Raw genomic sequence first — 13,641 nt, 5'->3', positions numbered from 1 at the left:
GTGATAAATATGCAAGTATGAATATCGTGGATAGTATCCGTCTGTGTCCTATTCTATATATAGGTAGTCGTAGTGCACTACGGGTTTCTTTCCATGTTTTCCCATTGTTTCCCGTGCCTGGCTGGAGTCACAGTTGGCTTTTCCCACACCGATGGGTTTACCGCCGAAGTCGATAATCCGTACGATGTCGTCCTTCTCGAACTCGCCTATAACGTCAGTGATGCCTACCGGTAGGATGCTTACTGCTTTGTCCGAGAAGAGCAGTTCGGTGGCACAATGATTGATGTGCAGTTCGCCTTTGGCAAACCCTTCGCTGTGCGCAATCCATTTCTTGATGCTCGATACCGGTTCCGGAGACGGAATGAAACGGGTATAGTTTAATTCTTCATTATTCATTATTTTCACAAGGATGTTGTCCCGCTTCCCGTTGGCTATGATTACTGTGATGCCCTCATCCGCCACTTTGCGGGCAATGTTGGTTTTTGTCAGCATGCCGCCGCGTCCGAAGCTGGACTTGGAAGTTTGTATGTAGGAGGAGAGGTCTTTGCCTTGTTCTATTTCACGGATGACTTGAGACTCCGGGTCGGCGGGTGAACCGTTGTAGATACCGTCTATATTGCTGAGAATGATTAGTGCCTGGGCATCCATCATGGAGGCTATCAGGCCGGACAGCTCATCGTTGTCGGTGAACATCAGTTCGCTCACGGAGATGGTGTCGTTCTCATTGACAATAGGAATGACGCCGTTCTCCAGCATTACGGTCATACAGTTTTTCTGGTTGAGGTAATGGCGGCGGGTGGAAAAGTTCTCTTTCATTGTGAGCACTTGTCCCACGGGGATGCCATGCTCCCGGAACAGCTCGTAGTAGCGGTTGATGAGTTTGGCCTGCCCTACAGCGGAAAAGAGCTGGCGCTGGTCTACGCTGTCCAACTTCTTGGTGGGGCGCACTTCACTACGTCCCGAAGCAACGGCTCCGGAAGAAACAAGTATTATTTCTATGCCGGCCTTGTGCAGCTCGGCTATCTGGTCCACCAAAGCGGACATGCGGGTGACGTCGAGAGTGCCGTCACGACGTGTTAAAACATTGCTGCCTACCTTGACAGCAATTCTATTGAAATCAATCTCCATTTTCTCTCTTTTCGTATTCACGGACTACTTCCATGGCGGCTTCGTAGTCCTTCTCATTGACGAGAACGGAAACATCTACCGCAGTGGCAGGCAGTACAACGTTTACTACCATTCCGTCTTTTGTTACAGCTTCAATATCACTATTTCCCAGCAGGCTCTTTACGAGTTCTGCTTCCCACGGTGAACCGGTGAACACCTCAACGAGTTTGCTTTTGTCTTCTTCTTTCATGATGGTATGAATTTAGAGGTTTCTGTCTTACAAATATAACAAATGTTTTTGTTTTAATGTTTAATGCTGACGAATTTATAGTTCAATCCTCTCAACTCTTATCGATTCATTCAGGAAAGTAGAAGCCGATTCTGTGAATTTCTCCTCCGATTCCGTGGTGCGGTAGACGCATCTTCCACCTTTGGTACATTTTTTGTCCATTTCCGGATGGCGGTGAAGATAGTCTTTCAGGCTGTCTGCTACCAGTTCCCCCTGGGTGACGGTCGTGATGCCGTCGGGCATGTATTGCTGTATCTTGGGCAGCAGCAACGGGAAGTGCGTGCAGCCCAGAATGACGGTGTCTATCTGCGTGTCTTTGGCCAGCAGGTTGCCGATGTTTTTGCGTATGAAGTAGTCAGTACCCTCACCTTGTGCCTCATTGTTTTCTACGAGGGATACCCATAGAGGGCAGGCTTCACCGCTCACTTTGATGTCGGGGAAGAGTTTATGCACTTCCAGCGGATAGGATTCAGACTTGATGGTTCCTGCCGTGGCAAGCACTCCCACATGGCGGCTTTGGGTTATGTTCCCTATGCATTCTACGGTTGGGCGGATTACTCCCAACACACGGCGCATAGGGTCGAGGCGAGGCAAATCATTCATTTGTATGTTGCGCAGAGCTTTTGCCGAAGCTGTATTGCATGCCAGAATGACGAGGTGACAACCCATCTCGAACAGTTTGGTGACTGCCTGCAAGGTGAACTCATAGACAATCTCGAACGAACGGGTTCCGTAAGGCGCGCGCGCGTTGTCGCCCAGATAAATGTAATCATATTGGGGAAGGGCTTCCCGTATCTTGCTCAGGATGGTCAGTCCGCCATATCCGGAATCGAATATTCCGATGGGACCGGCTGCAGAAGGTAATGTCTGTTTCATGCGTTCTAAAGGCTATGTACCATGCAAAGATAATTCAAATTTCTCAGTAATGTATAAAAAATAAGCGCGGATAAAACTATCCGCGCTTGCTTTATCATAAATAATTCTATTATTTAATGCCCAATTGTGTTTTAACTTTGGCAGTTACATCAACGCTCTGTGCTCCTACGAATGGTATCGGGGTACGGGCCAAGTCGAAAATGTAGACAACACCTTCAGTTTTGCCGACAGCTTGGATAGCTTCGTCCAGTTTCTTATAGATAGGAGCCATAGCATCCTGCTGTGCTTTCTGCATACTTTGATAAGCTTCTTGTTGGAATTGTTCTTGGCGTTGGGCCATATCGTTTAATTCTTTCTGGCGTCTTTCAGCGATGTTTTTGGGCAAAGAATCTTGTTGAACAAGATATTCCTGATACTTCTTTTGGAATTCTTCGTTAGTGCGCTGCATTTCATCCTGATATTTCTTAGACATAGCATCAAGGTCAGCTTGAGCTTTGGTAAATTCAGGCATAACAGTGATTACTTCCTGAGAATTCATGTGAGCGAATTTAGCTTGCGCCATAGCTCCCAGCGGGAGGGCGAACATAACTACGAGTAGTGCGATTTTTTTAAGCATAATGTTTATTATTTATTTGAATGATTATTCGTCGGGGACAAATATAGCGCAAACTGAACGCAATACAAAATAAGCTCGCTTATTTTTAATCCAGAATGCAGTCTATATTCTGAAACAAATGTATGAAATTAATTTGAATATCCCAGTTTTGCAAGTACCTCATTGCTGACGTCAATACTCGGTGAGGCAAAAATGATACTTGATGCGGAAGCGCGGTCTACAACTGCTGCATATCCGTTTTGTGTAGCAATTTCCTTTACAGCATTGTATATTTCGTCTTGAATGGGTTGCATCAGACTTTCACGTTTTTTATACAGTTCGCCTTCCGGACCGAAGTATTTGCGGCGCAGTTCGGCTGCTGATTTCTCTTTAGCGACAATCTCTTCTTCCTTTTTACCTCTCTGTGTTTCAGAAAGGGAAGCAATCTGAGACTGATAGTTCTTGTACAGAGTCTTGGCTTCTTCGGAAATCTTTTCGACCTCACTCTGCCATTGTCTGGAGGATTGCTCCAGTTGTTCATTGGCACGTTCGTAAGCAGGAATATTTTCCAGGATATATTCCATGTCAATCAAGGCGAACTTCTGTGCACCGGCTGTTATGCTTACTGCAAACAGCGTAAAAAGGATCAATAAACTCTTCTTCATAACGATACTGCATTAATTGTCAATTATCAATTGTCCATTGCTTAGAATTCCTGTCCCAGGATGAAGTGGAACTGGCTACCGCCATATTGCGAGGAACCCATTATTTTGTCGAAACCGTAAGCCCAGTCGATACCCATCATACCGATCATCGGGAGGAAGATGCGGACACCGACACCGGCTGAACGCTTCAATTCGAATGGGTTGAACTTATTGACATCATGCCATGCATTACCGGCTTCCACAAACGTTAACGCATAAATACTGGTACTTGTTTCGAGCATCAAAGGATATCTTAATTCCAGTCCGAGACGTGTATAGGCATAACCTTCAGAGCCGTATGGAGTCAATGAGCTGTTCTCATAACCACGGAGGGCGATGCTTTCTGTAGCATAGCTGGAGTAGCCGGTCATACCGTCACCACCCACGTCAAACGTTTCGAACGGAGACTTCTTGTATTTGTTGTAATGTCCCAGCAAACCGAATTCTACACGTCCCATCAATACCGGAGTACGTTTGACGGTAATCGGGTCCATCAACGGGATATAGATTTTGGATTTGAATTTCCACTTGTGGTATTCAATCCACTTGTGCATCTTGTTCATGTCTTCCTGGTTGCTGGTGCTGTACTTGCTGTAATCGGTACCGTCGAACAGAGAGAAAGGCGGTGTGATTTGTGCAGACAACGAGAACTCGGAACCTTGGCGCGGATAAATCGGGTTGTCGATAGAGCTACGGGACAAGGTCAGGTTGAGGCTGAGGTTATTACACTTACCGTTGGTAACCGGGAAGTACTGCCAGTCACTCAGAACATAGCGTTGGTAAGACAACTCGGCTGTGAACTGGAAGTAGTCATCCGGCCACTTCAAACGCTTACCGAACATCACTGCAAGACCATACATCTGGATAGATTTGTCCGGGTCGTAATAATTCTCGTAGTTGTTGTAATTGCCGTAGTTGTACATACCGTAGCCATACATACCGCTATAATAGCTGTTGTAATAGCTGTTCATGTAGGCTGAATTGTAATAACGGCTACTGATGTCGGTCTGGCGGGAATAGAAAGCCGATACGGAGAATGCATTCGGGCGTTTACCGCCAAACCACGGGTCGTAGAATGAAACGCTGTATGACTGATAGTATTTGGCATTGGTCTGGCCGCTGATGGTCAATGTCTGACCATCGCCTTGCGGGAGGATACCGCGGTAGTTCTCACCCGGATGCAGCAGGTTGGACAGAGAGAAGTTGGTGAACTTCAGACTTAACTTACCGATAATACCCGTTTGTCCCCAACCGGCGGAGAACTCTACCTGGTCGTTGGCTTTGGATACAAGGTCATAACCGATGTCTACCGTGCCGTCTTCCGGTCTCGGCTGGATGTCGGGCTGGATTTGTTCGGGGTCGAAGTGTCCCATCTGCTGGATTTCACGCATGGAACGCATCAGGTCTTCACGGCTGAAGAGTTCGCCCGGACGGGTACGGAGTTCACGGCGTACTACGTTTTCATACAAACGGTCGTTACCGTTGATGCTGACTTTATTGATGGTAGCCTGGCGGCCTTCGTAGATACGCATTTCCAAGTCGATGGAGTCGCCCACGATGTTTACTTCCACCGGTTCGAGGCTGTAGAACAGATAACCGTTGTTGTAGTAGAGGTTGCCGATGGCATCGTCATCGGTCATTGTACGTTCTTCAAGTAACTTTTGGTTGTAGACGTCACCCTTCTTCATCTGGAGGAGGAAGTTCAGTTGTTCGGAAGGATACAGTGTGTTACCTACCCAGGTTACATTGCGGAGGTAGTATTTCTGCCCTTCATCAATTTGCATAAAGATGTCTACAGTACGGTCATCGTAGGGCTTGATACTGTCTGTCACGATGATGGCGTCACGATAACCCAGTTCGTTGTATTTGTCGATAATCAGCTGTTTGTCCGCTTCGTAGTTGTCCTCAATGAATTTCTTGGTGCGGAACAGATTGAGCAGCTTGCCCTTTTCGTTTGTTTTCTTCATCACACGCTTCAGCTTCTTGGTCGTGAGGGCCTCGTTGCCTACAATGGTGATTTGATGTACTTTCACTTTCTCCTTCTTGTCGATGTCGATGTTGACAATCACTTCATTCTTCTTTTCCGGATCATCACGTTGGGTGATGATTACATCTGCATTCTTGAAGCCCTTGTCGTCAAAATAGCGCTTTATCAAGGTCTTGGCGCGGTCCACCAGATTAGGTGTAATCTGACCGCCCTTTATCATGCCGATTCTGCTTTCCAGGTCTTCACGCTCTGACTTCTTCACACCGTTGTAGCGTATGTCGGAAACACGCGGACGCATGGTCAGATGAATGGTCAGCCAAATTTGGTCGCCTTCAATCTTGTCTGCTGTAATTTCCACGTCAGAGAACAGACCGTGGCGCCAGTAGCGCTTACAAGCTTGTGTAATCTCGTCACCCGGCACGGTGATAGTCTGCCCTTTGGATAGTCCGGACAATCCGACAATTACATAATCCTCATAGTTCTGGGCTCCTTCGACCTTAATGTCGGCTATTTCATACTTCTTGGGTGTTCCCGAATAGAGTATAACCGGCTTTTCGGTTTCATCGGTGTTGTTTACGTCCTGTGCTGCTGTTGTCAGTGCGCAGCCGAAAAGGCAGACAAACGTTACGAGTATGGAGAAAATACGATAGTGCATCTTTTTATTTACTATTTTACAATTTACTATTTACTATTTGTGTGTCCGGTGATTAATTGATTTGCTCGCTGGTCTTGCCGAACCTGCGTTCGCGTTTCTGATAGTCACATATGGCTTTGCGTAGTTCTTCTTCACGGAAGTCGGGCCAATAGGTATCACAGAAATAAAGTTCCGAATAGGCGCATTGCCAGAGCATGTAGTTACTAAGGCGGAGCTCTCCTCCGGTACGTATCAGCAGGTCGGGGTCGGGCATGAAGTGGGTTGTCAGATGATGGGATATGAGCTCACTGTCGATTTGTTCGGGTTTCAGCTCACCTTTCTGTACCAGGTCGGCTATTTGCCGGGCAGCTTCCGTTATTTCCCAGCGGGAAGAGTAGCTCAATGCCAGTATCAGGCACATTCCCGTGTTGTGGGAGGTGTGTGCCACGCAAGTGTTGAGCCGTTGCTGTACGTTGGCAGGCAGTTTTTCAATATCTCCTATTACCCGGAAACTGATATTGTTCTTCATGAACGTCTCTTCCTCTATGGAGTCGAAGAGCAATCCCATCAAGGCGGCTACCTCGTCCGACGGACGATTCCAGTTCTCGGTAGAGAACGTATATAAAGTAAGGTATCTGACTCCTAATTTAGCGGCTTCCTCTGCAATGACGTGCACAGTCTCTGCGCCGGCCTGATGTCCATAGCTGCGTTCGTGTCCACGCTGCTTGGCCCACCGTCCGTTACCGTCCATGATAATCGCCACGTGCTGGGGTATCCGGTTTAGATCGATTTCTTCCTTATATGACATCATTATTATTGTATTTCGAAGCCCAATCTGTTAAGACGTCCGCGCCATACCTCATTCTTGGTGCCGTTGCCGCCGAATATCACCCAAATGAAGTCCCGTTTGTCTGCCGGGTCCACAGTTTTGTCTTTCGTCGGTTCCACTATAATGGAGTACGCGCCTTTCCCTTTGAATTCCTGGGGTAGCAGGAATTTGGTTTCTGTCTTGCTCCACGCAATGCCTGTGATGGAGTTGTAGATGGCGTCAAGTTCTCCTCCAAAGCAATAGAACATGTCGCCATAGTACATAATGGCAGGGTTGACCATGCCGGGACAAGATGTGTCGTACACCGTGTTAGCCAGGCTTGCCCAGCCTTTGCCGTCCAATGAGAACCAGGGTATTGTCTCTTGTTCGTTGGCCAGCGGCATTCCTGCCAGAACCACCTTCTCTACACCATTGCCGGTGTTGGTCTGGGTGGTGGATATGTTTTCGGTAGGGAATCCTGCCGGGACTTCCTCAAGGGTAAGGTTGTCAGCCGTGTTTTCCGTTTCCCAATTCTTTCCGTCTTTACAGATGTTGAAATATTGCTTTCCATTGATTTCCACAATACCCGAGAGCCGGTCGGAGAAACCATTGATGAGGACTATGACATTGTCTCCCAATGTAGTGACTTCTGTCCAGGCGCCGCCGTTGGTGGAGCTGAATACTCTCTTGCTTTTTGTAACCATGTAGAGTGCATTGTTATACTCTACGGCAGATGTCAGCTTTACGTCTGAGGGGAGGTTGCTGACATTGACTTTACTCCAGTTGTATTTATCGGGCGCAGTCGATGTCTTGTAAGCGGTAGTGTTGGAAGTGTAGACAAACAACTCGTCTCCAAGTATAACCGCTTTTTGCTGGCCTAAATTGATGGTATTGGAGAATACATTCCCTCTTTTCTGCATGTCTGTCCAGACGAGTGAGTCCGGGTCTTGCAGATGTACATTAACTTTCAGTTTATATTCGCGGACTGTAACACCGTCGGCGGCATGTGCTTTGAACAGCATGCCGGCATCGTTGTTCATGGCGGGTCTCAAATCCACGGAGTCCGACATGACGAATACCGTGTCGGTAGGCGAGCCTGAAGTTATCCAACCGGTAACGGTCATAGTATCAATCAGAATACGGTCAATGATGGTATCTGAACCTACGGGCAATGAATCTCTGTTATAGATGAGTCTATTGAGCTGGTCAATTGTAAATTTGTAATGTTTGCCATGTATGGTATCGATACCAAAAGCATGTATAGTAGCATCGGAGCTGAATTCATAATTGTCGTCAGAGTCAAGGCATGAACTTAGAGCAAATGACACAATAAGAAAACTCACAATTACTGATCGAAACTTTATTCTCATTTTGAAAGTTAGTGTTTATTTACAAGTTGCAAAAATAGGAACATTTTTTTCTATAAACAGCTTTACGAGGAAGTTTTATATAAAATTATAGATAATATCCCCCTTTTTCTCGATAAAAAAGCCCTGAAATGAGGCTATTGACTGTTTCTTGAGGCAGTATAATGGCGAAAACTCCTGCCGAAAGAATGCTCTGTTGCAAATGGATATCCGTCACTGATTTCGGGTGCTTTGACGCCGGAATGAAGAAGGTACGGAGTTTCTTCCACAAAGATTTCGTCCCACAATCCGGCAGCGATGAAGGATTGGAGAGTTTGGCTGCCACCCTCTACCAAAAGGGATTGTAATCCGCGTGTATACAGCGTTTCCATGATTTCGGGGAGTACATTCCGCCGGTAGTCGCTGACTGGCAGATACTCTACATTCGGTAGCGGAGCGTGCGGGGCTTCTGTAAAAACGAGGGTCGGCACGCTACCGTCAAATAGGTGAAGGCTGGGGGATAGCTTTTGTTGCCGGTCCAGCACGATACGTACCGGTGAACGACCATACCAATGGCGGACATTCAGGCCGGGATTGTCCAGTTCAGCCGTACGGGTACCTACTAATATGGCACTGTGCTCTGCCCGTTTCTTGTGTACCAGCATCGAAGTCAGCGGGCTGGAGAGGATAACCGGTTTACCGTCCGTGCGGGAGTAATCGATATATCTGTCAGAAGATTCCGCCCATTTTAGGGTGATGTAGGGGCGTCGCAAAGTATGGAAAGTGATGAACCTGCGGATGAGCTGCCGACATTCTGTTTCCAGCACTCCGACAATAACTTCACGTCCGGCATCCTTCAGTTTCTGTATGCCCCGGCCCGCAACCTTAGAGAAAGGGTCCCGGCACCCGATGACGATGCGTGGAATCTGCTTCTCGATGATGAGGTCTGCACAAGGAGGAGTTTTGCCATAGTGCGAACACGGTTCCAGGCTGACATAGATGGTGGAACGTTTCAGCAGGGACGTGTCTTTCACGGAACGGATGGCGTTGACCTCAGCGTGGGCTTCTCCACAGCGCACATGGTATCCCTCGCCTATGATTTTCCCGTCACATACTATTACCGCTCCCACCATCGGGTTGGGTGCTGTATTGCAAAGTCCGTTTTGTGCCAGTTGGATGCATCGCAGCATATATTTCTCTTCTTCTGAATTCATATCCTTGCTTGTCTTTTGGTTGAATAATCAAAATTAATGATTACTTTTGCAGCCCGAATAAAACCGGACCCCGAATGAATGTAACCGTTTCACATATCCGCAGTGCTTTGCAGGAATGCTACCCTCCCCGGGAGGCGGCCAATCTTTCCCGTATTGTCTGCTGTGAAATGTTTGGTCAGAGTCATATTGACTATTACCTGGGCAAAGATATGATTTTATCTCCAAACGATGAAAGGGAATTGGAAAGCATTCTTTCCCGTCTGTGTAATTTTGAGCCCATACAGTATGTGCAGGGTACTGCCCGTTTCCTGGGACGTACTTTTCGGGTGGCTCCGGGGGTACTTATTCCCCGCCCCGAAACGGAAGAGCTGGTGGAGGGGATGCTGAAGGAAGTCGCTCCGGTTTCCCGTATTCTCGACATTGGCACCGGAAGTGGGTGTATTGCCGTCACTTTGTCTAAGGAGTTGCCGGAAGCGGAAGTAACTGCTTGGGACATTTCCGAAGAAGCTCTTGCCATAGCCGGCGACAATAACCACCTTTTGCAGGCTTCCGTGCTATTTGTACAGCGTGATGTCCTGACGTATCAACCGGTTGAGGGTGAATGTTTTGATGTAATCGTCAGTAATCCGCCTTATGTTACGGAAATAGAAAAGCGGGATATGGAACCAAACGTCTTGAACTGGGAACCCTCACGGGCTTTGTTTGTTCCGGATAGCGACCCGCTCCGTTTCTATCGGCGTATAGGTGAACTGGGACGGAGCATGCTGACGGCCGGCGGCCGACTCTATTTTGAAATCAACCGGGCATTTGGAGAGGCTGTCGCTTCGATGCTTCGCAAGCAAGGCTATACGAATGTCCGTATCCGAAAAGATATTTCCGGCAACGACCGGTACGTAATTGCAGAACGATGATAGAAATAACTGAAACTGAAGCTTTGAACAGAGTGGCGGCATATTGCTCCACTGCCGAGCATTGCCGGGCGGAGATTGCGGAGAAACTGCAACGCTGGGGCATTGCCTATGATGCCATAGACCGTATCATCAACCGTCTGGAACAAGAGAAGTACATTGATGAAGAGCGCTTCTGCCGTGCTTTCATCAACGACAAATACCGTTTTGCCAAATGGGGCAAGATGAAGATAGGGCAGGCGCTCCAGTTGAAAAAGATATCTTCATCTGTCTATTGGCCCTATTTGAACGAGATTGATGAGGAGGAATACCACGCCGTCTTGCAGAAACTGCTGGCGGCAAAGCGTAAAAGCGTCCGTGCCGAAAGTGAGTATGAGTTGAATGGCAAACTGGTGCGTTTTGCCTTGAGCAGGGGGTTCGAAATGAAGGATATATGTCGTTGCATAGAGGTTTCTGAGGAAAATGACTACTCCGAATGAAAATTATCGGCTTTCTCTTTTTTATTCTCATTCTGTTTCCGTATTTTTGTGCCATATTTATCATATATAGATTAGTTTTGCTATGAAAACTTTAGAAAGATTGTTTGCAGAGAAGTTGCTGAAGATAAAAGCGATTAAACTACAACCGGCTAACCCGTTCACTTGGGCATCCGGATGGAAGTCTCCGTTTTATTGTGATAACCGCAAAACCCTTTCTTATCCTTCTCTCCGTAATTTCGTAAAGATTGAAATTACGCGTCTGATTTTGGAACGTTTCGGACAGGTGGATGCCATTGCCGGTGTGGCAACGGGAGCTATCCCGCAAGGTGCCTTGGTGGCCGATGCATTGAACTTGCCGTTTGTATATGTACGCTCCACTCCGAAAGACCATGGACTGGAGAATTTGATTGAAGGTGAACTTCGTCCCGGTATGAAGGTGGTAGTCGTGGAAGATTTGATTTCTACGGGTGGAAGCAGTTTAAAGGCTGTAGAAGCTATCCGCCGTGACGGATGTGAGGTCATCGGTATGGTGGCTGCCTATACTTATGGTTTCCCGGTTGCCGAAAAGGCTTTCAAGGATGCCAAGGTGCCTTTGGTGACGCTGACCAATTACGAGGCTGTGATGGAAGTGGCACTGCGTACGGGCTATATCGAGGAAGAAGATGTGGAGACTCTGAATGAATGGCGTAAAGACCCTGCACATTGGGAATCTGGTAAATAAGAACTTATTTGTAAAAATGTTAATATGGATAAAAGAGCCATTCGGATAGATTCTGTCCGGATAGTTCTTTTTTCTTTTTGAATACGATTGATTATGACGAAATTTGAGAGTGGAGTGAAAGTTGTACCGGCTTCACAAGAAGCTGTTTATGAAAAGCTTTCCGACCTGAGCAATCTGGAGAAGGTGAAAGACCGTTTGCCTGAAGACAAAGTGAAGAACTTGAGTTTTGATGCGGAGAGCATGACGATAGAGGTGGCTCCCGTAGGAAAGATTACGTTGCAGATTGTGGAGAAGGAACCTTGCAAGTGTATCAAGTTTGCAACAACCACTTCACCGCTGCCCTTCAATCTGTGGATACAGATTGTACCCGTCACCGAAACCGAATGTAAAATGAAACTGACCATCGGCATGGATATAAATCCGTTTATGAAGACCATGGTGCAGAAACCCTTGCAGGAAGGATTGGAGAAGATAGCAGATATGTTGGCGATGATACAATATTAATCACTAACCATTAATCATTAGAAACAACGTGGCTCAGAAACTTTGGGAAAAATCCGTTCAGGTAAATAAGGATATCGAACGCTTCACGGTAGGCCGTGACCGTGAAATGGACCTTTATTTGGCAAAGCACGATGTGCTGGGTTCCATGGCGCACATCACGATGCTCGAAAGCATTGGCTTGTTGACGAAGGAAGAACTGCGGCAATTGCTGGCCGAATTGAAGGAAATCTATGCGATGGCCGAGCGTGGAGAATTTGTGATAGAAGAGGGAGTGGAAGACGTTCACTCACAAGTGGAACTTATGCTGACGCGCAACTTGGGTGATATAGGTAAGAAAATACACAGCGGACGTTCGCGCAACGACCAGGTGTTGCTCGATTTGAAGCTCTTTACCCGTGCAGAGATAAAGGAGGTGGCGGAAGCTGTGGAGCAATTGTTCCATGTGCTGGTTATGCAGAGCGAACGCTACAAGGATGTACTGATGCCGGGTTATACACACTTGCAGATAGCCATGCCGTCTTCTTTCGGACTTTGGTTTGGGGCATACGCCGAGAGCCTGGTGGACGATATGATGTTCCTTCAGGCAGCTTTCAAGATGTGCAACCGCAATCCTTTGGGTTCTGCTGCGGGATACGGTTCCTCGTTCCCGCTGAACCGTACGATGACTACCCGTCTTTTGGGATTTGATTCCCTCAACTACAACGTAGTGTATGCCCAGATGGGGCGTGGCAAGATGGAGCGTAATGTTGCTTTCGCCCTTGCCAGTGTGGCCGGAACCATATCGAAATTGGCTTTTGACGCATGTATGTTCAACAGTCAGAACTTCGGTTTTGTGAAGCTGCCGGACGATTGCACTACCGGCTCCAGCATCATGCCTCACAAGAAGAACCCGGACGTCTTTGAACTGACGCGTGCCAAGTGCAACAAACTGCAATCCCTTCCCCAGCAGATTATGATGATAGCCAACAATCTTCCTTCCGGCTATTTCCGTGACTTGCAGATTATCAAAGAGGTCTTCCTGCCTGCTTTTCAGGAACTGAAAGACTGTCTGCAGATGACGACTTACATTATGAATGAAATCAAGGTGAACGAACATATTCTTGATGATGACAAGTATCTGCTTATTTTCAGTGTGGAGGAAGTCAACCGCTTGGCACGTGAAGGGATGCCTTTCCGCGATGCCTACAAGAAGGTGGGACTGGATATTGAAGCCGGAAACTTCTCGCACAGCAAAGAGGTGCATCATACCCATGAAGGCAGTATCGGAAACCTTTGCAACGATGAAGTCTCTGCCCTGATGCAGAAAGTGGTAGATGGTTTCAATTTTGAGACCATGCAAGCTGCAGAGAAAGAGTTGCTGGGCAGGTAAAAGGTTCTGCGGGTTCAAGTCCCGCTGCGAGTACTGTACTTTTATAAAAAAAAATTTGGCAGAAACGGGAAAACTGTTTATCTTTGCACCCGTTCTCCAA

At 47.2% G+C, this 13,641-nt stretch carries 14 protein-coding genes; 5 read left to right on the top strand and 9 right to left on the bottom strand.

All coding sequences use genetic code 11. The features are described from left to right. Positions 1–48: 48 nt before the first annotated feature. From proB to ribD, 9 genes are all read right to left on the bottom strand, one after another. Positions 49–1,128, bottom strand: coding sequence for a glutamate 5-kinase (gene proB, locus DW800_RS10130; protein ID WP_035449862.1), 1,080 nt, complete (start codon positions 1,126–1,128; stop codon positions 49–51). After that, positions 1,118–1,357, bottom strand: coding sequence for a DUF2007-related protein (locus tag DW800_RS10125; protein ID WP_005825154.1), 240 nt, complete (start codon positions 1,355–1,357; stop codon positions 1,118–1,120). Before DW800_RS10125 ends, proB begins: the two co-directional genes overlap by 11 nt. A 75-nt stretch (positions 1,358–1,432) precedes the next feature. Beyond that, positions 1,433–2,272, bottom strand: coding sequence for a glutamate racemase (gene murI / locus DW800_RS10120; protein WP_005825152.1), 840 nt, complete (start codon positions 2,270–2,272; stop codon positions 1,433–1,435). A 109-nt stretch (positions 2,273–2,381) separates the two neighbouring features. Beyond that, the gene (locus DW800_RS10115) at positions 2,382–2,888 is read right to left on the bottom strand and encodes an OmpH family outer membrane protein (RefSeq protein ID WP_008662872.1); all 507 of its coding nucleotides are present in this window, start codon (positions 2,886–2,888) and stop codon (positions 2,382–2,384) included. A 128-nt stretch (positions 2,889–3,016) separates the two neighbouring features. Continuing rightward, entirely contained in the window at positions 3,017–3,532 is a 516-nt protein-coding gene (locus tag DW800_RS10110) for an OmpH family outer membrane protein (protein WP_035449860.1), read from the bottom strand. A 41-nt stretch (positions 3,533–3,573) separates the two neighbouring features. Further along, entirely contained in the window at positions 3,574–6,213 is a 2,640-nt protein-coding gene (bamA, locus tag DW800_RS10105; RefSeq protein ID WP_117703994.1) for an outer membrane protein assembly factor BamA, read from the bottom strand. Between the two features lie 52 nt (positions 6,214–6,265). Next, positions 6,266–7,000, bottom strand: a complete 735-nt coding sequence (locus DW800_RS10100; RefSeq protein WP_117704003.1) for an isoprenyl transferase — start codon at positions 6,998–7,000, stop codon at positions 6,266–6,268. Between the two features lie 5 nt (positions 7,001–7,005). Then, positions 7,006–8,370: a DUF6242 domain-containing protein gene (locus DW800_RS10095; RefSeq protein WP_119958031.1), complete on the bottom strand. Its 1,365-nt coding sequence runs from the start codon at positions 8,368–8,370 to the stop codon at positions 7,006–7,008. A gap of 134 nt (positions 8,371–8,504) precedes the next feature. Next, positions 8,505–9,560 (bottom strand): bifunctional diaminohydroxyphosphoribosylaminopyrimidine deaminase/5-amino-6-(5-phosphoribosylamino)uracil reductase RibD, encoded by a 1,056-nt coding sequence (gene ribD, locus DW800_RS10090; protein WP_117952290.1) that lies wholly within the window; start codon positions 9,558–9,560, stop codon positions 8,505–8,507. 74 nt (positions 9,561–9,634) lie between these two features. Between ribD and prmC the strand changes: the two genes are divergently transcribed. The 5 genes from prmC to argH all read left to right on the top strand — a co-directional run bounded on the left by prmC (position 9,635) and on the right by argH (position 13,541). Continuing rightward, positions 9,635–10,471 carry a peptide chain release factor N(5)-glutamine methyltransferase gene (gene prmC, locus DW800_RS10085; RefSeq protein ID WP_057086998.1) on the top strand — a complete coding sequence of 279 codons (837 nt, stop codon included), beginning with the start codon at positions 9,635–9,637 and terminating at the stop codon, positions 10,469–10,471. After that, positions 10,468–10,947: a regulatory protein RecX gene (locus DW800_RS10080; RefSeq protein ID WP_005825143.1), complete on the top strand. Its 480-nt coding sequence runs from the start codon at positions 10,468–10,470 to the stop codon at positions 10,945–10,947. Before prmC ends, DW800_RS10080 begins: the two co-directional genes overlap by 4 nt. A gap of 82 nt (positions 10,948–11,029) precedes the next feature. Continuing rightward, positions 11,030–11,668, top strand: coding sequence for an orotate phosphoribosyltransferase (gene pyrE / locus DW800_RS10075; protein WP_005825142.1), 639 nt, complete (start codon positions 11,030–11,032; stop codon positions 11,666–11,668). Positions 11,669–11,761: 93 nt separating this feature from the next. Beyond that, a complete protein-coding gene (locus DW800_RS10070) occupies positions 11,762–12,172 on the top strand; it encodes an SRPBCC family protein (RefSeq protein ID WP_057087000.1) in 411 nt (136 codons plus the stop codon). A gap of 28 nt (positions 12,173–12,200) precedes the next feature. Then, on the top strand, positions 12,201–13,541 hold the full coding sequence (gene argH, locus DW800_RS10065; protein WP_009037779.1) for an argininosuccinate lyase: 1,341 nt from the start codon (positions 12,201–12,203) through the stop codon (positions 13,539–13,541). Positions 13,542–13,641 lie beyond the last annotated feature (100 nt).

The organism is Bacteroides sp. AM32-11AC, assembly GCF_003603515.1.
GTDB classification, from domain to species: Bacteria; Bacteroidota; Bacteroidia; order Bacteroidales; family Bacteroidaceae; genus Bacteroides; species Bacteroides uniformis.
Note: the sequence above shows the minus strand (reverse complement) of the source record. Positions and strands in the feature narration are given on the sequence as shown.